Origin of the sequence: Paraburkholderia rhynchosiae (assembly GCF_002879865.1) — a bacterium.
GTDB lineage: Bacteria > Pseudomonadota > Gammaproteobacteria > Burkholderiales > Burkholderiaceae > Paraburkholderia > Paraburkholderia rhynchosiae.
Map to the genome: position 1 here is coordinate 1 of NZ_PNXY01000045.1, position 22720 is coordinate 22720.

12 protein-coding genes and 3 pseudogenes are annotated in these 22720 nt (G+C 61.0%); 11 read left to right on the forward strand and 4 right to left on the reverse strand.

The window, feature by feature from the left end; all coding sequences use genetic code 11:
* Positions 1-249: 249 nt before the first annotated feature.
* Both C0Z16_RS33270 and C0Z16_RS33275 read right to left on the reverse strand, forming a co-directional pair.
* The gene (locus C0Z16_RS33270; RefSeq protein WP_102636260.1) at positions 250-1779 is read right to left on the reverse strand and encodes a PAS domain-containing sensor histidine kinase; all 1530 of its coding nucleotides are present in this window, start codon (positions 1777-1779) and stop codon (positions 250-252) included.
* 386 nt (positions 1780-2165) lie between these two features.
* Positions 2166-2817 (reverse strand): annotated as a pseudogene (locus C0Z16_RS33275) (IS6 family transposase); the annotation flags it as partial.
* Between the two features lie 89 nt (positions 2818-2906).
* On the opposite strand from C0Z16_RS33275, the pseudogene C0Z16_RS33280 reads away from it, so the two are divergent.
* From C0Z16_RS33280 to C0Z16_RS33305, 6 genes and pseudogenes are all read left to right on the forward strand, one after another.
* A pseudogene (locus tag C0Z16_RS33280) lies at positions 2907-3037 on the forward strand (3-hydroxyacyl-CoA dehydrogenase family protein); the annotation flags it as partial.
* 393 nt (positions 3038-3430) lie between these two features.
* The gene (locus tag C0Z16_RS39510) at positions 3431-3703 is read left to right on the forward strand and encodes a hypothetical protein (RefSeq protein ID WP_158244562.1); all 273 of its coding nucleotides are present in this window, start codon (positions 3431-3433) and stop codon (positions 3701-3703) included.
* Positions 3704-4284: 581 nt separating this feature from the next.
* Positions 4285-4489 (forward strand): annotated as a pseudogene (locus C0Z16_RS39085) (IS256 family transposase); the annotation flags it as partial.
* A gap of 541 nt (positions 4490-5030) precedes the next feature.
* Positions 5031-5813: an N-acyl amino acid synthase FeeM domain-containing protein gene (locus C0Z16_RS33295; RefSeq protein WP_244201450.1), complete on the forward strand. Its 783-nt coding sequence runs from the start codon at positions 5031-5033 to the stop codon at positions 5811-5813.
* 140 nt (positions 5814-5953) lie between these two features.
* Entirely contained in the window at positions 5954-8896 is a 2943-nt protein-coding gene (locus tag C0Z16_RS33300) for a putative bifunctional diguanylate cyclase/phosphodiesterase (protein WP_102636261.1), read from the forward strand.
* A 394-nt stretch (positions 8897-9290) separates the two neighbouring features.
* Positions 9291-11186, forward strand: a complete 1896-nt coding sequence (locus tag C0Z16_RS33305; RefSeq protein WP_102636262.1) for a sensor domain-containing diguanylate cyclase — start codon at positions 9291-9293, stop codon at positions 11184-11186.
* A gap of 687 nt (positions 11187-11873) precedes the next feature.
* Here the strand turns inward: C0Z16_RS33305 and C0Z16_RS33310 are convergent.
* On the reverse strand, positions 11874-12275 hold the full coding sequence (locus C0Z16_RS33310) for a hypothetical protein (RefSeq protein ID WP_102636284.1): 402 nt from the start codon (positions 12273-12275) through the stop codon (positions 11874-11876).
* Positions 12276-13617: 1342 nt separating this feature from the next.
* Here C0Z16_RS33310 and C0Z16_RS33315 point away from each other — a divergent pair.
* Genes C0Z16_RS33315 through C0Z16_RS33330 form a run of 4 tightly spaced genes read left to right on the forward strand, consistent with a single transcriptional unit; the run spans position 13618 to position 19871 of the window.
* Complete coding sequence (locus C0Z16_RS33315) at positions 13618-15621, forward strand: cellulose biosynthesis cyclic di-GMP-binding regulatory protein BcsB (protein ID WP_102636263.1); 2004 nt, start codon at positions 13618-13620, stop codon at positions 15619-15621.
* Between the two features lie 2 nt (positions 15622-15623).
* A complete protein-coding gene (locus tag C0Z16_RS33320) occupies positions 15624-17534 on the forward strand; it encodes a glycosyltransferase family 2 protein (RefSeq protein ID WP_102636264.1) in 1911 nt (636 codons plus the stop codon).
* Positions 17531-19054 carry a hypothetical protein gene (locus tag C0Z16_RS33325; RefSeq protein WP_102636265.1) on the forward strand — a complete coding sequence of 508 codons (1524 nt, stop codon included), beginning with the start codon at positions 17531-17533 and terminating at the stop codon, positions 19052-19054. The genes C0Z16_RS33320 and C0Z16_RS33325 overlap by 4 nt, the downstream gene beginning before the upstream one ends.
* Positions 19023-19871 carry a transporter family protein gene (locus C0Z16_RS33330; protein WP_102636266.1) on the forward strand — a complete coding sequence of 283 codons (849 nt, stop codon included), beginning with the start codon at positions 19023-19025 and terminating at the stop codon, positions 19869-19871. Before C0Z16_RS33325 ends, C0Z16_RS33330 begins: the two co-directional genes overlap by 32 nt.
* On the opposite strand, the gene C0Z16_RS33335 is transcribed toward C0Z16_RS33330, so the two are convergent.
* Positions 19854-20867: a glycoside hydrolase family 113 gene (locus C0Z16_RS33335; protein ID WP_407070721.1), complete on the reverse strand. Its 1014-nt coding sequence runs from the start codon at positions 20865-20867 to the stop codon at positions 19854-19856. The two genes, C0Z16_RS33330 and C0Z16_RS33335, sit on opposite strands and share 18 nt — an antisense overlap.
* Positions 20868-21027: 160 nt before the next feature.
* On the opposite strand from C0Z16_RS33335, the gene C0Z16_RS33340 reads away from it, so the two are divergent.
* Complete coding sequence (locus C0Z16_RS33340; protein ID WP_102636268.1) at positions 21028-22464, forward strand: mannose-1-phosphate guanylyltransferase/mannose-6-phosphate isomerase; 1437 nt, start codon at positions 21028-21030, stop codon at positions 22462-22464.
* The last annotated feature ends 256 nt before the right edge of the window (positions 22465-22720 follow it).

Sequence of the window (22720 nt, forward strand, 5' to 3'; positions counted from 1 at the left end):
ACATAGTCGCTTTCTACAATCCGGTGCGGTTGCACTCCACGCTGGGCTATCTGTCGCCCGCCGCTTACGAGGCGAAACCGACAGCAAAAGAACCTATCTGCCTGTCCGAAATTAGTTGACCACTACAGTTTGTCGATGGCGGCCACCTTTCACAATCCGCCCTTTGCGGTGGTCACCCATCGCTACCCGCTGCGCTACAACCTAATTCACATCGTCGCTATTTGAATCGGCACGGAGGAGTGTAGCTGCTCAGGCTCGCAGCGCTTTTGCGAGATCCGCGAGGCGATAGGGCTTGGGTACGAACAGCACGTCGCTCAAAGCACCCTTCTCTTCGCGAAGTGCGGCGGGTGAATATCCCGATGTAAGCACTACCCTGATTTTCGGATACAGTGACCGCACCAGACGCGCAAGCTCGAGCCCGCTGATGCCGTGCGCCATCGTAATGTCGGTGAAGACAACACTAATATCGGCGCGCTCCTTGAGAATCTTGGCCGCCTCCGACGCACTGCTCGCTGGCACCACCTCGTAGCCGATGCTCACTAACAGTTCCGACGCAACGCCGAGCACATCGGGCTCGTCCTCGACGAGCAGAACCGTCTCATGGCTTGCAACATGCGGGACACTGACGACTGTCGCCGGTTGCGCGACCGGCAGATAGAGATCCACTTTCGTACCCTCGCCCACCTGGCTTGAGAGGTGCACGTCGCCGCCCGATTGGGTGATGAAACCGTAAACCTGGCTCAGCCCCAGTCCGGTTCCCTTGCCTGGCTGCTTGGTGGTGAAAAACGGCTCGAACGCCTGCGCCAGCACGTCGCCGGACATGCCCGTGCCTGTATCCGACACAGAAATGCGGACATAGCGGCCGGCCTGCAGCGCCGGGGTCATATCCGCGTTTGACTGAACTGTGTCCGTGGCGATCACGACGGTGCCGCCAGTCGGCATGGCGTCGACCGCGTTGACAACCAGATTGAGCAGGGTCGCCTCGAAACGCGCAGCGTCGACCAATGCAAATGCCTCTCCGGGCTGGAGAGCAAGCTCAACGTGCGTGCTAGGGTTACCCGCACGCAAAAGCATTGGCCAGAATTCGCGGATCAATCCATTCACGTCGTGAACGTGCGCCTGCAATGGCTGTTGGCGCGCGAACGACAGCAACTGCTGGGTAAGCGAGGCGCCTCGGTCAATCGCCCGCCGCATTCCGTCGATCATCTTCTTGTCGATCGGCGTGCGCGACTGGATCGCCAGCACCTGGAGACCGTTGGAGAGTACCGCCAGCAGGTTGTTGAAGTCGTGCGCGACGCCGCCCGTCAAGCGCCCGATCGCCTCCATCTTCTGCGCCTGGAACAGCGCCGCGTTCGCTTTTTCGAGGGCGGCCGCAGCTTCCTTGCGCTCGGTGATGTCGCGCGTGACTTTTGCAAATCCGATCAGAGAACCGTCGCCGTCCCGGATCGCATCCACTACGACGTGCGCCCAGAAACGGCTACCGTTTTTACGAACCCGCCATCCTTCGCGTTCGGCACGGCCCTCCATGGCTGCTGTGGCCAGTATCTGCGCCGGCGCGCCGGCCGCCTTATCCTCATCCGTGTAGAAACGCGAGAAATGCTCGCCAACGATCTCTGACTGCTTATAGCCTTTGATTCGTTCTGCGCCGACGTTCCAGCTCGTAACGACTCCCGCCGGAGAAAGCATGAAGATCGCGTAGTCGGTGACGCCTTGCACCAGAATCCGGAACAGTTCCTCAGTTTCCCGTGTAACGTCGTGCGTCTTCGCAGTCTGGCTCATGTGGCTGTCCCTGTTTCGGTGGCGGTGTTGCTGTAGCACAAATTGTACCGCTCACGGCGGCACCGCTGCCTTCGGTTAGCGGGTAGGCAACCTTCGGCGCCGACCGCGCGTCCCGCTTGGCTGAATAGGTTGGCGGGCCGCGCCGATCGTGGGACGAAGCGCCATACTCAGACGCGCAGCGCGCGCCGCTGCGAGCGGCTCGCACGGCGCAATCTGCAACTATGACCCCATCCGGGAAGGCAACGCACGCTAACGGCGGAGTCTCGCACGCGGCGCTGATGGGAATTGCCCGCAGGCATGTGCCTTGCCAGTTGAGGTGGTCTCTTCGGCGCTGTAACGTTAAATTGCTCTCGACGCAATAGCGAGAGCGCACACGCCTGGAAAACGGACGGTACTTGGGTGGTCTCACCGAAACGATGGGAGTCGGCGAAGCGTGCGGCGAGCTGTTTGCCCTAAAGTGAGGCTGGTAGCAGGCGTTTGACCGCGAAGTGCTGACGGATCAGACCAAAGCTCGATAAGAAAGTCTGCGTCCGTTCAAGATCGCGAAAGCCACGGATGCGTCGCTCACCTTCGCGCGTCGGCTGATGACTGTTTTCAGCACGGTTATCGACCCGCGCCGGCTTTGACGAAAATGTGCTTGACGTCAGCCAGTGCGGGAATCTCGGCTTTCGCCGCCGGAAAGCTGCGCATCTGGCTGGTCACGATCTCGCGCAGCGCTTGACCACGCGAAGCAAGCACGCGCTTGAAAGACCACTTCGCTGCTGCACTGTTGTGGCGCTGCTGTAGCCGGATATCGAGTTCAGCGCCGTGTTGATCAATGGCGCGCCACAACAAGTAAGGCTCGCCGCGCAAGGTCACAAACACGTCGTCAAGGTGCCATGTCGTGCAGGGCTCGCGATGCGCCGCTTTCACCCGGTGTGCCAAACACGCACTGAACCTATGGCACCAGCATCGGACGGTTTCGTAGTCGACGATAACCCGCGCTCGAATAGCAGTTCTTCGATATCACACAGGCTGACCAGCGGACCGCGAACTGATGACCGCTACTGGAAGGCGATGACCGTGGTAAAGCTATCCTGCATTCCCGACCTTAATCGACCATTTCAGTAACGTGACAGTGCCACAAATTGTCCTTGCGCCTCGGCAAATCGCCGATTGGGTCAAGAACTCACCAGGATTCGTAGTCAACCGGACTCTGGTGCCGATGATCAACGAAGTGTTCTTCGCTCTAACGGAGGGCATAGCAACGGGCGTTGAGAATCAACATTCCTCGTTACGGTGAGCTTTCTCGGGAACAAGCGCGCCACAATCTGGCGAATGGTCCGGCGCGGTAGCGTGAAGACACCGATAAGGCCGAATTTACCAGCGAGAACGCGATAGTCGTCTCTGAAGAAGCGTTCTTAGATCACGGTGCGTATCGGAGACGACATGAATGTAAATCGTGTCCTCGTGCACCTCATATATAACGCGATTCTGGCCGCTCAACGCTTCCCGGAAATTCAGAGCGCCGAAATCTGAAAGCTCCGCCGGGACATAACCGCTCGGGCGGGAACTACGTGATATTGTCAAGCGTGATGGCCAATTCCGCGGACGTTTGCTTCCAGGTCTGAGCACCGAAGCTCCTGAGGATGTAGCGGCGCAGACGCTTCGTATGCTCATTTGCGTCATCGAGAAGCAGGACCCTGAACGTAGTCTGCCGCCGCCGTCAACGGATTTGCCCCTTCCGATCAAGGCCGGCCAGTCCCGCGAGAAGCTTGTCGGCATCCTTGAATTTCCCCTAATCGATGTCCTTCCGGCCCAAGGCGAGAATCTTGAGCAGCGCCAGCGTTTGCTGGGTGTTCTCATAGTTTTTCACGTCGTGAACGACGAGCTTCGCCAGTCTGCGTCATCAGCAGTGGCTCGCCAGAAGCAGTCAAATCCCTGACGATCTGCGCTGCGTCGCTTTTCAGATAGCTAAGTGGCTTTACGTGGTCTGCCAGGCGCATGTTATCCAACGGTCGCAGCGTCATTTTGGCCGGATATAGAATAAATTCAGTTCTATGCAAAGTTCTGAATAGGTTCGCCCGCTATGCTCTGTCATCGGGGATCGATTTACCAGATACCGGTTGCATGAACACAACACGGACCCGCCGAAAGCAACAAGGGATGAGCCAATCTGGCTGGCGGTTACGGCATAGATTTTGACATTCTATGTGAAATGATTGATGACTTACTACGGCGTCCTCGGCCAATGCCACCGCTTGCTCGCGAAGTCAACCGGACTTGGGCGTCTCTCGAAATGACACACCGCCCACCGTATGAAGATGAGGACAGTTCGCCGAGTGGCGTATGAAGCACTCCTCAAGCCCGGTGGACTCCAAGAGCGTGGCAATCGCCCACGCCGAAACCCGATTGGCGAATCGCTGACCTTGCTGCTGAGGCCGAGGGGATTCACCGCCGTTGCGACCGCAACTATGGAAAGGCTGGAACTCATGACGGAGCGGGGACGCGAGGCACCGGTTAACGATCGAATCGACGTTCCGGCCGTGCGCCACCGAACCACGCATACGTGCAGCTGCGTGTCGCCGAGCGACCTTCCTGGGTCTGGCATTCATGTGATCGAGCAAGCCAAGAAAACCGGGCGCCCTATCAAAGCTTTGAACAGATCAAGCTGTTGCTGAAGAGCATTGCCTTCAAGGACGGCGAACCGGTGCAAGATCAACCGCTTTAGCAGACACTCGCCGCCTAAGCGTCTGCCTTCAACTGCCCATACACCACTCTCGATGTTATCCCCGCGCTTCGCGATATCACCGACAACTGAGCCCGCTCAGTTACAGCGTGCAGTGCAACGCCCGCGAAAAGCAGCATAAGCGATAGCGATTTGCGGTCGATACCGGAACTCGTCGCTCCCCGTGTCGGTCGCGAAGTAATTCCCGCCCAGCTCGGGTTTCTGAAGTTTTAGTTCGGAGAACAACCTGCGTCTCTGCGTGGATGCAAAGGCAGCAGACCATCAGCAGCAATCCCGTTGCAAGATCCGCAAAACGTGGGATAAAGCCGTTCAAAAGCCTCAATTGCGCCGGCCGCCACAGTCAGAACGGCGAGTCAGTACCTCTCGCGTCGTATTCGGTCCTATCGTCAAAAATGCGCTATTCGAATTTCCCGGCTTTGCATGCCGCCCCTTCCAGTTCGTGAGAATCTAGTTTGTCGCGTCAGGAGCCACCTGGACGCTTCCGGCGCGACGCACTTTTTTATCATTCACCTATGGGGTAGATATGGACCGCATCGATTCAGTCCTTTTAACGCAAAATACGGATTACACGTCGCTCGAAAAAGACTTTGCTCACCGCACCGTCAAGAAAAAGGAAAGATTGCCGTTTACGATAAAGGTGGTAAGCAGTCAGGCGGAACTCGACAAGGCCGTCGTGATCCGCCGCGCCGCGTATGGCCGCCACTTGCCGGAGTTCGCCGAGAAAATGGGAATCGAGGCGTCGGACGCCGCGCCCGGGACGGTCGTCCTGCTCGCGCAATCGCGGCTGGATGGCGGTCCGCTCGGCACCATGCGGGTCCAGACGAACGCATTCGGTGCGCTTGCGGTCGAGCAGTCGGTCCGCCTGCCGGACTGGCTGAACCAGGCGCGCCTCGCCGAGGCGACAAGGCTTGGGGTCGCGCGCGGTGCGGTCGGCCGAATGGTGAAGGTGGCGCTGTGCAAAGCGTTTTACCTGTATTGCGCGCAGAACCGCATCGACTGGATGTTAATTACGGCGCGTTCCCCGCTGGATCGGGAATACGAAGCGATGCTATTCGGCGATGTCTACGGTCACAATGAATTTCTGCCGATGGCGCACGTTGGCGGGTTGCCACATCGGGTAATGGCGAAACCGGTTGCCTTAGTCCGTCAGCGCTGGACGAAGGCCAACCATCCGTTCGTTGGGTTCTTTTTTGAAACGGAGCACGTCGACATCGACGTCAGCGTGGCAGCGATGCGGGACGACGAAGGCGTATATATTGAGTCCGGTGGCCTGACAGCTGCACCGCAGACAGTCTGCGGAAGCTGAGCAAAGCCTAGGAGAAAAATGTCCGCCCGAGAGGTTCGGGCGGCCTGCAGATGGCGGCGTCAGCACATTTAAGCTGTCGCCGCCGACTGTCGCAGCATTGCAATGAGAGCGACACTGAAGTCATCGGGGAAAAGCAGCAAATGACAACCGTTAAATGGGCGTTTCGGGACCGACTGACCGGCTGGGCCTTCCAGCGATTCTCGGTCTACGTTGCGCCATTTGTGATCGCGCTGGGCAGCATCGGCGTTCTGCTCTGGGCGCCGCAGCAGTTCGATACGACCGGGACAGTCTCGCTCAGCTTTCCCGTGATTGCAGATCCGTCAGCAACACTGTCACCCGCCAACGCCATCGCCCGCCTGCAAAATGTGGCGCACACTGCGCGTTTTAGTACGCATCTTGCGGAAACGCCATTCTGGTTCACGCTCGTTCCGCCTGTCGAGACAAGCGCAGGGGCGACCTTCATTGACCTGCCGTCGCGACACGCGCAGACGGTGTCCTGCTGGCGGACGGCTCCCACAATTACGCCGCTCGGAGCAGGCGACCGCTACGGCGCAAGCGGTGAGATGCGCATCAATAAGGCCGGGTTCGCGCTCAGGCTCCAGGAGGATCTCCGCCGGACGCCGATCCTCTGCAGAGCCACCTTTTCAGGACCCGCATATATCACCGCTTTGGCATCGAGCCGCGATAAGCTCGAGGCAACAACCCTTGATTTCCACGACGGCGCATCGCTGATCACCGGTGGCCTGCTAACGCTCGCGATCTTCGTGTTTGTTACGGCAATCATCAATCGCGAATGGACCTACGTGATCTTTGCTGCATGGCTAATCGGCAACCTCCGGTTGACCGCGAACGCAATGGGTTTCGATACTGAATGGCTGGGCCGGCTCATCCCGCCAGACCATATCGGGTTTTTGCGGGAATTCACGTTCGCTGCCTATTACCTGCTGACCACTACGCTGTTTGTAGAACTGTTTCGCCGCGAGCTGAAAGCAATCGGCCTTCGCTGGACCCTGCACGCAGTGCGGTATGGAGGCTGTCTGCTGATGGCCGCGGCATTTACGTTGAATTATGAGCACTTCATTCCGGTGCTGTGGGCCAGCGCCAGTTTTTGCATCCTGGTGCTCACCTACTTCCTTGTGCAGTTGGTTCTCAAGGCGCGATCGCGTACAGTGCTCTGGTATGTCGCGTCCATGGGCATCGTGCTGTTCGCGACATTGTCGGAAGTGGTCGCCGCCGCATTAGGTCTGAAAACTCTGGCAGGCACGCATAGCCCAGTAGTGACGGCGCTGTCGTCAAGCATGCTTTGCGCATTTGCTATCGCAGAACGTATGCGCGAAGAGCGCGTGCGCCGCCGGCAGATGGAGGTGGAACTGCGCAACACCTATGACGTCACGCCCATCGGCCTCTTCACGCTGAACGGCGAAGGGTGCTTCGTTCGCGCCAATCCGGCGCTGCACTCGATGCTAAGCCTGCCTCATGAGTACGGCACCTACCGCTGGGCCGACTATTTCGCCCCGGGCGCCGAGCGCATGCTGGATGGACTTCTGGAGCGTGATGACTCGGCGTCGATCGAAATCGAAGGCACGGCCAGCGGGAAAACAGACGCGCGGCGATATTCGCTGCGGGCGATCTGTGCAAACGGCTTCATTGAAGGTTCACTTGAGGACGTAACGGATCGCTCGAAAGCGGTGGAGCGTCTGCACTTTCTCGCCGAACATGACCCTCTGACCGGTCTCTTGAACCGTCGTGGCATCGAGCATGCAATCGGCCGGGAATGCAGCAAAAGCGGCCCGTGGGCACTCGCGTACCTCGATCTGGACCGGTTCAAGCTGTTCAACGACCTGTTCGGCCACGGCACCGGCGATGAAATACTAAGGCATGTTGCAGCACGCCTCGTCGAGCGACTGGGGTCGCGCATCCCGATCGGGCGCATCGGCGGTGACGAATTCGTGTGTGTGTTCGCCGACATGGACGTCGAGGATGCAATAGCGCACTGCCGTGAACTCATCGTGGCTCTTAACTCGGCGCCGATTCACGTCGGCACGCGCGCCTTCCAGGTCAGGGGATCTATCGGCGTAGTGGAATGCGCGCAAGGTGAACGGGTCCCGGACACCCTCGCCCACGCCGACCGCGCTTGCCGCGCCGCGAAGCGCGGGGGCAATGCACGGCTTATCGCACTGCGCAAGGGTGCGTCAGCGTTCGAGGAGCGCGCCGCGGAAATCAGTCTGATCGAGGCGCTGGGACAGAACCGGCTGCCGGAGGGCCTGTTCCTCGTGATGCAACCGATCATGTCGATGCAAGCACCGGAGGAATCTCTCGACTTCGAGGTGCTACTGCGCCTACGCACGCCGGATGGCTCAGTGACGACGGCGGCAAAGCTGATCGCCGCCGCCGAGGACTCTGGCACCATCGTCGCGATTGACCGCTGGGTGCTCTCAACGACGCTCGCATGGCTGAGCGAGCACCAGGCGTCGCTCTCGACCACTCGCTTTGTGTGCGTGAATCTGAGCGGCGGTTCGCTCAATGACGAAGTTTTCCTCGATGAGCTGTTCGCGCTGTTCTCGCGTCACGTAGACGTCGTCCATTGCCTGTGCATCGAAATCACCGAAAGCGTCGCACTGCACGATCTGGAGCATACAGAGCGCTTCATCGGGCGCGTGCACGACATGGGCGCAAAGATTGCCATCGACGATTTTGGCGCAGGTCAGACATCGTTACGCTATCTGAAGAAGCTGTCGGCCGATGCACTGAAGATAGACGGCGAATTCGTGCGCACTATGTGTGCCCATCCGGCTGACATTGCGATCGTAGAGGCGATCATTACGCTCGCGCGCAATCTGGGCATGCGCAGCATCGCGGAATGGGTTGAAGACCTGCAAACTTTGCAGGCGCTGAAGGAACTGGGTGTCGACTATGTGCAGGGATTTGCAATCGCGAGGCCGCAAGAAGCCTGCGACATCCTCGCGGCCTCCTCCACCGCGAGCTTCGTGATGGATGCCCAGGTCACAAGTTATCTTGGAGCAGAGCGGACGCTGGGAGTCGACTCTGTTCGTCAGAGCCTGGAGCGCGAAAGTGCGATCTGAGGCGGCTCGACCCGAACCTGCTACCGGCGCAGTCCCATCCTGCGCCGTGCCGTGTATCGGTTCCCGGCCTCGGGCGTTGCGGTACCGCCAGCGCGATTCTGCTCGTCCGCAGCATAAGCGTTAGAGGTTCACACTGCTCGGCTGTTGATTCCCGGAGTCGTCGCTGTGTATATCGCATTTCGTGGGCGTTCAAAGGCTGATGGACCCCTTACCGACCCGCATCGCGCGTTTTCGATCTGTCGGCAGAAGAGCGCCGTATGCTGTTCGCCGGCCAACCCAAGACTTGCCAAATTTGGCCTCGCTTTGATGAATCTTGCTCAAGTTTTTGCGACCGGGGCCGATATACCGTTTTCCCGGTGGAGCACTCGTTATCGAGACGATGTAAGGAATCGAGATGGCGGCAGAGAAGACGAGAACCTTCGGCGCAAAGGCCAGCATAGCAAAGCTGTTGTCCGTATGCGGAGCAGTGCGACGCTTCCTCACCCGCGCCGAGTTGGCGCGGACTATACATATAGGTGTGATCGGGCTCGTTGCCGGCTTTATGCTGCTTGTTATTAGCGGGCAGCTAAAGACGATGGCCGGCGAAATTGTCGCCATCTGGATTGTCGATGGTTACCTTGTTGGCCACACGCTGGTGCTCGCCCGGCGGCACAAGCCCATTTTCCTGTTTGGCGCATCAATTGGGCTGCTCATTGCCAATCTGATGGGCGACGAAACGCTCTATGTTGCGCTTTCGTTCACCGTTGCAGGAATGGTGGAAACCTGTTTTGCTGCACTGGTTCTGCCAAGGGTAAAGACCGCGAGGGACCTTGTTGAGCCTGTAGCATTGCTACGTTTCGTATTGGGGGCATGCATCGTTGCTCCCGTGCTTTCAGGAATTGTCGCCGCACTCCTCTTGGGCGGAATTTTTACCAGCCATCCGTTTTCCTCGTTTTCAAACTGGGTGATATCTGACTCTTTGGGCATCTTGATTTTTACGCCAGTCACCCTAGTAATGCTTTCTGGCGAGTGGTGCAGTTTGCTCGAGCGCGGAAGCCGCGCGAAATCGATATTGCTTCTTGCAATGGTCGTCTCCGTAACCGTGCTCGTCTTCTCGCAAACAAGCTATCCATCGTTGTACTGGATGCTTCCACCACTAGCCCTTCTCGCCTTTCATGCTGAACTGTCGACCGTTCTTCTAGGGACTTTGCTGTTCATTGCAATCTCAGTCCCGTTGACAGTGCAGGGCACCGGACCGCTATGGCTCTTTCCGTTTCCTTCGATGCAAGATCGCGTCTTGGCGCTGCAGCTGTTCACCGTCGCGGCCCTATTGACCGTGCTGCCAATCACAGTTTTGCAAACACAGCGCAACGCGCTGCTCGCATTGCTGGCGGACAGGCATCGGCGATTCCGACAGTTGGCCGAACATTCAGAAGAGGTCGTCGTGCAACTGTCAGCTGAAGGACTGTTTCAGTACGTCTCGCCAAGAGCGACAAGCGTCCTCGGCTATCCCCCGGAAATACTACTCGGGAGGCAGATACTCGGCTTCGTACACGAAGACGATCGCCATCAGCTGAAGTCGACGATTGCAGAAGCGAGTGCGTCATCGGCGGCAGAATCAGTCCAGTACAGACTCCGGCGCGCCGATAACACCTACATATGGGTTCGTAGCTTCCTCGCTCGAATGCCGGCCGGCGTGCCTGAAGAGGAGGCGGCGCTGGCTTTTACAGTGAGGGATATCCATACCTATGTGTTGTCGGAGCAACAGCGCAGTGCCGAAGAGCAGCGACTCAAAGATCTGGCGTTCGTCGACAGCCTCACTGGCCTGAGAAACAGACGCTTTCTTGATAACAAGGTGAATGAGCTGTTGCAGTCACTATCAGTAGACGCCGATGTTCGACATATAGCCGTTCTGTTCGCCGACGTCGATTACTTTAAAACCTATAACGATCGGTATGGCCACCAGGCTGGTGATGAATGCCTCAGGAAGGTGGGTAAGTGTATTGAAGCTACCATAAGAGATGCCGACACACTCGCTCGCTATGGGGGCGAGGAATTCGTTGTAGTCCTTGATGATTGCCAGTACGAGGAGTCAGTTGACACCGCAGAACGAATTCGGGCCGCCGTGGAGACGATGGCGCTCGAACACGATGGGAGCCCGCTCGGAGTAGTGACGCTGAGCATCGGAGTAGCAATGTCCGCCTTGGGACAGCCGGCCAACACCACCGACCTGTTTGAAAAAGCAGACTTGGCGTTGTATAAGGCAAAACGTCTCGGAAGAAACCGTGTCGGCCAAGTACAACATGCATGAGGACATCGAGGCGCCGCCGCTGGGGGGCGGCGCCTGAGCCAGCTGCGCCGGTTGACGGGCATAGTTGCGACGGATCAGTTTGCGCCCCATGTTCGCTGCGTGAAGGCATCGTTCGTTGACTTGGTCATTTGGCAAAACTTCTCAGCGTATCCTGGTCCTTCGGCAAAGGCCCGCAGGGCATGCGATCCCGACGGTGACAATTGGCACGCACTTTCCCTCCTGTTCGTGTTGATGAAGTTTCGAAACTCCATCATGGCACTTCGATGCCGACTCGCGGCTTCCGCCGCAGCCTCGGGACAGGGAAGTCCCTTCTATGAGGATCTGTTTGTCCAGCCGCTTGCGGTTTGACAAACAGATGGTTGACTGTAAAGAAAGTTAGCCGCGTTTAGCGACACCCCTACTAAAGAACAACGCGAAAGTTCTCATTCAACCCGGGAATATCTTTACCGATAGCGCGACGAGCGCTGACGGCAGGTTCTGACGACGATGAACTGCGAAGCCTTCACTTGGCATAGCAGTCAGAGGATGACGAGGTACTGGCATGCGCGGGCGAAAATCGAGGCCAACCAGGCTCCGGTTGCCGCGGGACGGCTGGCATACCCGGTCGATCTATCGGACTGCCAAAGTGACATCACCCGCATCTATGCCTAATCAGTGCACGTCATCGGCTCGCTCACTATCAAGCGACTACCTCTCCCTCGCCGGGATCGGAGAGCGTCCGCTACCGGTAACGAATCGTTGTAGCCGATCCCAGGCGGCCAGATAGCGGTGCTTCGGCACTGCTGCCAACTGCTCATCATGCAGGACCAGAATGCGCCCCACCGCCATCTGCTCACTATCAAGCAGCAGCCACGGCGACCCCTGTTCGGCGCGGTCAATACAGGCGGCCAGCGCCGCCTCAGTCTGCTGATATACGTCGAGTTCGGCTCCGGACGCAGTTTCCTGCCGCAGATAGAACGCCATATAAACGATTCGCAGCAAATTCGCAATCTGGTCAGAATCACCTCGTCCCGCCCTGACCGTCGCAAACACCAAGTGATTCTCAAGCGACAGTGCCCGCACGTTCTCCGTCGACAGCGGCAACAGCATCTCTTTTGTCAGCCAGGCACGACCCCCGCGCCGCATCGTACTTCTTCCCACCCACTTCTCCTTCGTTCCTGTCCAATCTTCGTCCCGTCGATGGCGGTGGGACTAGCTGAAAAACAACTTTCAGATAAAAAAGAAAGACTCGATGAGAGACAAAACACCTCATCGCAGCACCGGCGCACGACCAGATTATTGCCTATCTCCGTGTTTCAGAATTGTCCCGTGAAGCTTCTCTCTTTATAACCTGATTCGGGCCTTTGCCCGAATCTGCCCTTAGCACCATTGGTGCCCGGTGTATTGCTCACTGTCCAGCGTTAGTTAGTATGAACGCTCGACGAAAATTGCCGCGGTTGCATTACTTCCGAGTCCGCAAAGCAGCCGGCCACAGCGCAGAATGTCGCGGTTGCCTTCCTGCCTATCCTGACGAGAAGCTTTTCGTCTGTTCGGTCAACGGTTGTCGAGGGGACGAGCCGAAAGAACGCTTGCCGCTACCGTCAACGCCTGATGCATTTCGGTTGGCGCAGGGAGCTGATACCGCTCCCACGTATCGCCAAGACATGCATCTCTGTCGTAGCGTCGACATCGACGCTCTCTGACGCCGTCAACTGCGTGTCGATCCCGTCGAACTGGCCGAACTGCCGATGGTATCAATGTCGTCCCCACGTGATATGGAGACAGGCGGCTACTCTTGAGTGGTCGTCACGTCACCGCGTAGTCGGGGGGTGCAAAGTGTCTCCGCCTAGCTGTCGCGATGGCCGCGGCTCAATCTGTTGTTTTCGGTCGTCAATGTTCCAGTCGCTGCCGGCAGCACCATCTTGCCTTTAGCCACACTGCGCCACCACCAAGGTTGATGTTTGCGCCGACTACCCGCCGTCCACTGAGACCGATACTTGTCGTCGGTGCTCTCTGACGTCACAGACATTAGCAGAAAATTTGCCCAACTTGTTCAGGGATTATTTTCTCGTGAAACGAAGCATCCTCAAACTACGGTCGTCTCGACAAGCACGGAACAACATTTAAATCCTTGAACATCTGTCAGCATTTTCTTACGCACCATTAAGAATGAACCTACGCTCGTTTGAGGAATGCACCGCTCAATCTCGTTCCCTTATCTTTTTTCAACCATTTCCAGAACTTTCAATCTAAATTCTTGAAACCTTGTTAAACGAGCAGGATGCTGTTTTAAATTTGAGTTATTATCGGCGCCGCTTGCAGAAGGCGGGGGCCGGAATGCACGACGCGCGTCTCGCCTATCCATCTGTCAGATGTGCAACATCGCGCCGACAGCACCCCGCACACGTTTCCAGAAACGAGCATCAAGCGATTCAATTGCTACGGGGTTCCAATGATGACCATTCACCGCTCGACGACAGCCGCGCTGCTGGTCGCCGCGTCCCTTTTTGCGTCACTAGCGACACAGACCGCTGCCGGTAAAGAGTCAGCCAGTTCACAACCGGTCGTCAAACGCAGTATCGCGATTGCTGAACTCGGTTTCACGGATGGGGCGAATTTCGGCTCGCTCGGCGGCACGCAGGAATTCTTCTTTCCTGTGCCGCGCGCAGCGCGCGTTACAAGCGCGACGCTGTCGCTCGGTTATGACGAAGCATCGCCTTTCGACGGCCGGCGCAGCGTGCTGATCCAGGTCGGCGAACGCACCGTGGTGAGCCGCGCACTGCCTGCCGGCCATGACCGGCAGATGATCGAGGTGCCGCTCGGTGCCGGTGATTTCGCCGGGGACTTCGTCAAGGTCTCGGTCATCTATTCAGGCGCGTTCACCAATGATCGCTGCGCCGATGTCAGATCGGCCAACGATCGGTTCACCGTGTTGCCGGAAACCGCGCTAAAGCTCAACGTCGCGCAGGACAGTCTCAATCAGGTCTCGACGGTGCTGACGCTGATGCCCGGCCGGATTGCAGTCGGCATTCCCGAGCGCAAGCTGACCGAGCGGGAAGCGGCCGCCGTGATCTCGGCGGTCCGGCTGTTCAAGGCGCGCGGCCGGGAGGTGGAAGTCGTGCCGCTTACGCAGTTGCTCGCGCGCCCCGGCGCGGATGATTCCGCATGGCAGCGCGGCGACGTGGTGATCGCGTCGCCGCAGGACTTCGGCGACCGGCTGCATGCGGACGCGGCATCTTCCACTGCTACCTCCGCAGCGAGCGTCGTGCGTCTTGCCGATGGCCCGGGTCTGCTGCTGAGCGGCAGCGACCCGCAGATCGCCGCCAACCTGCTCGGGTCCGACTGGCAGATTGCCGCGGCGGACCACGCGATCCGCGTTGACGCGATGCAGCCGATGCCCCGCTCGCAGGACCGCCTGACTTTCGACAAGCTGGGTCTCGCAACGCCCGTGTCCCATGTTCCGGGCGAAGCAGTCTGGACCGCGAGCTTCAGTGCCCGCGACATTCCGCCTGGACGCTGGCCGGCCGCGCTGAATCTCGACCTTGGCATCGGAGAAGACGGCAGCGAGATCCCCGCGGTAGCGAACGTCTTCGTCAATGGCCGTTTCATTGCCAGCACCAGGGCGGCGAAACAGGGCATCACGCATCTGTACGCCAAGCTTCCGCATGGCCTCGTGAGTCTCGACAACCAGGTGCGCGTCGTCGTCCAGCGCCAGTCGCGCACCGGCGACTGCACTTATCTTCCGGCCAATTTCCCCGCGCAACTGCTCGGGTCGAGCGCGCTCGAACTCGGCAGTGCGGAGCAGCCGGCCCACGACTTCTTCTCGGTGGCATCCAATGCGCGTGACCAGTTGACGGTGGTGGTGCGCGACCCGGCTGCGGAAACGCAGCGCACGGCGCTCCAGACACTCGGCATCGTCGCGGCCGATCTGGTGCCGACCGGCACGCCCATCGTCGTGAAATACGCGACGAGCGACAGTCTGCCGGAAACGTCGTCGGCCTTCGTCGCATGGGGCAACTTCCGCTTCGCCGGTGCGGACTCGCCGGTGCGCATCGACGCGGGCAAGGTGCTCGTGCGCACCCGTGCGGGCACGCCGCTCTTCAGCCTCGACGGCACACGCAGCACGCTGATCGCGCAGATCGTCACGCCGCCCGGCGCGCCGTCCGGCATCTGGCTGTCACACCCGGGCGCGAGCGCGATGCCGGCACCGCAAACGGTCGGGCTCGACCGCGGCAATGTCGCGTTCGTCGATCAGACCGGCGTCACGCTCGCCCTGTCCACCGAGCGTGAAAAGCTCATCGAGGTGACGTATCCCGAGTCGACCTCGTGGCGAGCGGTCATCACGCGCTACCGCGTGTGGCTGATCGGTGCGGTGTGGCTGCTGATCACGCTGACGGTCGTCGTCGCACTTCAGCGCATCCAGCGGCGCCGACAGCGCGAGCGCGGGGAGCAGTAACGATGAGCGCAACGCAATCCGACGGCGCGCCGATCCATGTGCCGCGCATCGGCGCGCTGCTTGTCGAGAAAGGACTGATCACACCGACGCAGCGCGAAGAGGGACTGCATCTCGCGCGGCGCTGGAAGGTGCGGTTCGGCGAGGTGGTCGTCGCGATGGGCTGGATGAAGTCGCTCGACCTGTACCGGACGCTCGCCGCGCACGTCGGTCTGCCGTTCGTCGATTTCTCGGCCGAGCCGCCGGACGCCGACCTGCTCGAACCGGCTGACACCGCACTCTATACCGGGCGTCTCCTAATCCCCTGGCGCCGGCGGGCGGGCGGCCGGCTCGTCATCGCGACGGCCGATCCCAGCCCGACGACGACCGGGTTTATCCGCGACAAATGGGGCAGCGCCGTCGAGATCGTCGTCACGTCGAAGTTCGACATCATCTGGACGACCCAGCGGGTGTTCGAGACGAGTCAGTCGCACGATGCTGTGCACAGCCTTCACGAACGCGACCCGATCATGTCGGCCCGGCGGATCGTCACGGCGCCGCAACTGATCTTCATCCAGGCGCTCGTGACCATGGTCGCGCTCGGGCTCGTGTTCGCGCCGGCCGCCACGCTGATCGCAGCGAATACGCTGATCGGCTTGTGGTATCTGAGCAATTTCATCTTCAAGGCCGTGCTGGTCTGGTCCAGCGAGCAATCGCCGACCAGCGACGACGACAGCCTCGCGCAAGCCGCCCGCGCGTTGCCCGACGAGGACCTGCCGGTGTTCACGGTGCTCGTGCCGATGTACCGCGAGCCCGAAGTGCTGCCGATTCTCGCGCACGCGCTGCGCAACCTCGACTATCCGCGCGCGAAGCTCGACATCAAGCTCGTGCTTGAGGCCGACGACGCGCCGACTATCGACGCGGCGAAGACTCTGGGCCTCGAAGGGATCTTCGAAATCATCCGGGTTCCGCCGTCGCAGCCCCAGACGAAACCGAAGGCATGCAACTATGCGCTGCGCTATGCGCGCGGCGATTACCTCGTGATTTACGACGCGGAAGACAAGCCCGAGCCCGATCAGTTGCGCAAGGTGGTCGCCGCGTTCCAGCGCGCGCCGTCGAACACCGCCTGCATCCAGTGCCGCCTGAACTACTACAACGCGCGTGAAAACTGGCTCACGCGGATGTTCACGCTCGATTATTCGCTGTTGTTCGACCTGCTGCTGCCAGGTCTCGAACGGCTGAACGTGCCGATCCCGCTTGGCGGCACGTCGAATCATTTCCGGCTCGACGTGCTGCGCGAACTGAACGGCTGGGATCCGTTCAACGTGACCGAGGATGCAGATCTCGGCATCCGCATGACGCAAAAAGGCTACCGGGTCAGCGTGATCGAATCGACCACGTTCGAAGAAGCGAACGTCGCGATCGGCAACTGGATCCGTCAGCGCTCGCGCTGGATCAAGGGCTACATGATGACGTTCCTTGTCCATACGCGCCGGCCCATCCATCTCGTTCGGACCACCGGCATCGGCGGCGCACTGGGCTTTGCGTTCTTCGTCGGCGGCACGGTCCTGTCCGCGCTGCTCAATCCGTTCTATTGGGCGATGCTCGCCGTCTGGTCGTTCTCGCACACGACCGGTTTCGACGACCTGTTCCCGCCGTTCCTACGCTATCTGAGCCTGTTCAACCTGCTCGCCGGCAACGGCGCGTTCATCTACCTGACGATGCTCGCGCCGCTGCGGCGCAAATGGATCGATCTCGTGCCGTACAGCCTGACGGTATTCGTGTATTGGGCGCTGATGTCGGTGGCCGCGTACAAGGCGCTGTGGCAACTGATCTACAAACCGTTCTACTGGGAGAAGACGCAGCACGGCCTGTCTTCGCATACCGCAATCGAGCTCGCAAAGGCGAAGGCTGCATCGTCCGGGGTGTCGCCATGACCCGAACGCTGCGCTTCTGCGTGACCGCGATCGCGTCGTTCGCGGTGCTCGTCGCCGCGAACGCGTGGCTGCGCGGTCACGGCTTGGTCGCCGCGCCGGTGCTGCATGACTGGGGCGAGGTCCTGCTTTATAGCGGTGGCAAGGGCACGTTCCGCGATTTCACGACCAGCTATCCGCCGCTCGCTTTCACGCTCAACATCCTGCTGGGGGTGCCGGTCCGCGCGCTGTCGCCGTTGTCGGCGCTGCCCGCTCCGGCGCTGGTCGCGTCGCTGTTCGGCGCGCTGCTGGTGGCCCGCTGGGACGCGGCGTTCCGCGCGGCGAAGTACGGCGCGTGGTCGATCGTGCTGGCCGCCCTGCTCTGCCTGCACCCGTTCTTCCTGCATTCGGCGACGAGCGGCGTGGGCGCGATGCTGCTGCTAGTCGCGCTCTACTGGCTGGCTTCGGCCTATTGCGCGAGCTACCGGACGGGCCGCGTCACCGATCTGATGAACGTCGCGCTGGCGCTCGCGTTCACCGCATTCGTCGATCCGCTAGGCGCGCTCGTGTGCGTGGCCGCGCTGCCGTTTCTCACGCTCAGCGTCCCTCCGGCACTCCTCGCCCGGTCGGCGTTCAACTCGCTGCTCGTGGTCCTGTTTCCGCTGCTGTTCGTGATCTTGAGCTTCACGTATGAGAACGCGCTGTTCGAGGACAGCTCGACCGCCTTCGTGACCGATATCGCTCGCCATGTATCGCTGGTTGTGGGTACGAGCGAAGCCGTAGGCCATGGCGTCGCCGGCCTGTTCCCTGCGCTGGCCGGGTTCGGCATTGCCGTGTTGACGCTCGCTGCCGCGATGCCGGCAGCCATCGTTTTGACGTTGCACCGGCGCATGGCGGCGGAGTGCGCGAAGCCGTTCGCCGCGTTATGCGCCGTTGCGCTGGTTGCGATCGCCGCCGTTGCGATCATTGCGTTCATGCAGGGCTCGGCGCACATCTCCGCGACGTTGACCCGCATCGCCACGCCGTTCGTCGCGCTCGCCGCAGTCGCCGTGCGCCAGTGGCCGCCGCATCCGCGGCGCGGGCGTACGGTGGCGGCGGTGCTGCTCGCCGCGATCGGGGCCGGCTGGGGTATGTCGCTCACGTGGCAGACGGGCGAGGACGCCCGCTGGCTCGATGCGGCTACCGGCATCACGGTCGCCGGCGCGCCGGACGGCGGAGCCGCGTCGCTCGGACGCTACCTCGCGGGCCGCTCCGACGTGCTGATTGACGCGCATGCGCATCCGGCCACATTGGCCGCGCGCGGCAGCGCAAGCGGGCTCGTGGTGCGAGGCGACGAGCCGTTCATGCTCGCGATGCTGACGCGCCGTATCCGTTCCCGGTTCGTCGCCGTCCCGTATCCCGACCAGCTGCCGACGCTCGCCGACGATCAACTGACTCAAACCTTCCCCGCGCTGTACCAGCAGGGATTGAACGGGTATCGCCTTATCTATGACACTGACGGTTGGAGAGTTTATGAACGTCGCGACGCGCAAAGCACGAATTGAGCACGCGCCCGTGCGCTGCGCCGCCACGATGCGCGGCTGTGCGGCCGGTGCGGTATTGATGCTGGCCACCTCGCACGCGCTGGCCGGCGCCTGGACGCTGCCCGCCGGCACGGGTCAGGCAATCGTGAATACGACGGCCACGTCGAACGACCGCTATTTCGACGACCACGGCAGTCCGTTTTCAAATCAGGCGTATCGGAAAGTCGAAACGCAGTTCGCTGTCGAGTACGGCATCACCGATTCGCTGACCGGCTTCGTCGCGCCCTCGCTGCTCGGCACGTCGGTCGGCGGCAGCGCCGGTGATCATTATTTCGGCGTCGGCTATACCGACCTCGGCTTGCGCAAGCGCGTCTACAGCGACGGCGCCAACGTGTTCTCGGTGCAAGCGACCGCCCGTGCGCCAGGCGCCCGCGACGCCGGCAATCCGGCGGAAGTCGGCTACACCGGGTTCGAGTACGACTTGCGCGCCCTGTACGGCCGCAGCTTCCAGATCGGCAACTGGCCGGCGTTCGTCGATGCGGAGTTCGGCTATCGCTTCCGCAACGGCTCGCCACCCGGCGAATACCGCGTCGACCTGACGCTCGGCGCGCGTCCGGCTGCGCAATGGCTGCTGCTGCTGCAATCGTTCAGCGTGATCTCCGACGGCGTGGGCCGCGGCGTATTCAATTTCCGCTATAGCTACTACAAGATCCAGCCCAGCGTGGTGTGGGACTTCGCGCCGAAATGGTCCGCTCAACTGGGTGTGGTCACGACCGTGGCGGGCCGAAACGCTTGGCGCGAACAAGGCGTCGCCGCCGGCTTATGGCGCCGTTTCTGAAACCGGCGCCGCGCCGCAACGTCGCCAGCGCGATGACAGCATGCGCTCTGCCTGCTTGCGCTGCACCGTGAAATCCGTGTCCTTCTCGCCGCCCGCGTCAGGGTCGCTGATCCAGCGCCACATGAGCACCGTGCGGACCGCGGGCTCGTCCAGCGCATCCAGCCAATGTTCGAGCACGCGGGACTGCAGCGCTTCATCAGGCGCGGCGACGCGCTCCTCCGCGCTCTCCCACGGCTTCGCTGCGGCGCCCGCCGCCGAGCGCAGGCCGATCTCGGCGATGAGCACCGGCTTGCCTGTGCGGCGCGCCAGCGCGCGCAAATGCTCGCTGGTCTCGTGCATCACGCGGGTCCATTGCGCGGGGTCATCGTCGGCGCCAAGCACCGGGTACAGCGTGACGCCAACGCTATCGAGCAGCGGCCAGAACGTCACCCGCTGCGCACCGTCGACGTTATGCGCGGCATACGAGAGCTCGCCATGAAAGACCCTGCGGATCCGCGCGATCAAGGCGCGCCATTCGGGACGCGCAGCGCTTTCGTCCAGTTCGGTGCCGACGACGAGACCTTCCGCGTGCTCGCGCGCCGCGACGGCGGCGATCGCGTTGAGCGCGCGCGCGTAGCCGTCGAACCACGCGTTCCAGTCTGCATCGGTGTTCATCCGTACCGCGCCTGCCCAACTGCCGGGAATCCACACCTGGGGTTTGACGATCACCTTCAGCCCGAGCCGGTGCGCGGCACGGATGCCGTCGGCGAGTTGCGCGTCGCTCATATCGACGCCCCGGCCGATCTCGCGCGAATCCGGATGCGGCTGCCACAGGAACGGAATGAGCGCGACGGTGTTTGCGCCGGTATCGCGCATCCGCCGCATGCTCGTCAGCGCCTGCGCGGAACCGAACTGAGCCTGCTTGTCCTGGACCAGGTTGAAGCCGTGCATCGGCACGCCACACGCCGTTGTGCCGTGCCCGGTTGCGGTCGAGATCGTCGGCAGCGTGGCCAGCACCAAGCTGAGTGCAGTCCGCGCAACGCGCGTGCGCGGTGTCGAACGGTGAAAGGCAGATGGCATCGCGTAGCGGAATAAGAGGGGATGACGGGCTCAGGCATTCTAGCGACCGGCACAGTAAAACATCGCGCAATCTACACTCATTGAATCGGGGTTACACATGAAGATCCATCCGGTAGTGCTATGCGGGGGTAACGGCACGCGCCTGTGGCCGATGTCGCGGGGCCAGTATCCGAAGCAGTATCTGAAGCTCACTGGCGAGAAAACGCTGCTTCAGCAGACCGTGTTGCGGCTCGCGCACATCACCGGCACCGCTGAGCCGATCGTCGTCACGAATGGCGAGCAGCGCTTCCTGGTTGCCGAGCAACTGCGCCAGGCCGACGTGAAGCCGTCGTCGATCGTGCTTGAGCCGGTAAGCCGCAATACCGCGCCCGCGATTGCAGTCGCCGCGCTGCTCGCGCTGCGCGAATCACCGGATGCGCTGCTGCTGGTCCTGCCGTCGGATCACGTGATCGTCGACGAAGCGGCGTTTGCACAGGCCGTCCAGGCCGCCGTGCCGATCGCGCTCTCGCAGCATCTCGTCACCTTCGGCATGCATCCGACCGAACCACATACCGGTTTCGGCTATATCCGCCGTGGCGCGCCGCTCCCTGAAGGTGATGCCGCCTATGTAGTCGACGCCTTCGTCGAAAAGCCCGACCGCGCGAACGCCATGCAATTCATCGACGATGGCGGCTACTACTGGAATAGCGGCATGTTCCTGTTCACCGCGGCCGCGTACCTGGATGCGCTGCGCCGTCATGCGCCGGAGATCGCGCGCCAGGCCGAACTGTCGCTTGCCGGCGCCCGCTTCGACAGCGATTTCGTTCGGCTCGATGAGGCGGCGTTCGCAGCCAGTCCGAGCGTGTCGATCGATTATGCGGTGATGGAGAAGACTGCGCGCGCGGCCGTGATCGCCTCGGGCGACCTCGGATGGAGCGACGTCGGATCATGGAGCGCGCTCGCGGGGCTCGCCGATGCCGATGCGGCGGGCAATGCGCTCATCGGCGATGTGCTCGCCGAAGCGGTGTCTAACTCGTATGTGCGTGCCGAGCACCGGATGGTGGCCGCGATCGGTGTCGACAACATCGTCATCGTGGAAACCGCCGACGCAGTCCTCGTCGCACATCGCGACAAGGTTCAGGATGTCAGGAAGATCGTCGAGCGGCTGAGCGCGTCAGGGCGTCGGGAGTCGGTCATGCATCGGCGGGTTGCGCGCCCGTGGGGCGCGTACGAAAGCATCGATGAGGGCGACCGCTTCCAGGTCAAGCGGATCGTCGTCAATCCCGGCGCGCAACTGAGCCTGCAGATGCATCACCATCGCGCGGAACACTGGATCGTCGTGCGGGGGACCGCGCTCGTCACCAACGGCGACCAGCAGATCATGCTCAGCGAAAACCAGTCAACGTACATTCCGATCGGCGTGACGCACCGGCTGACGAACCCCGGCAGGATTCCGCTCGAGCTGATCGAGGTGCAATCTGGCGCCTACCTCGGTGAAGACGACATCGTGCGTTTCCAGGATACCTATGGGCGCGCAGAGGCCGCGGCAGGCTGACGCGGCTGCCTCAAGAGCAGCCGCGCGCTGCGTGCGAGATCGATACGGAGTCCGCGCAACGATGGAGCAGCTAGGTTCACGTGCCATTGGCGGCAGCAACCGGCCGCACCTGGCATATCCAAGGATTTCCTTACGAAAGTTTAAATGTCTCCCTACATCATGGAAATCTGCGTTGTGCCGTTTACTGGTTATTGCTTATTTAAATCTCTTATCCGGCGGACTCCGTTTACCGTTCTACTTGCAATCCATGACACAG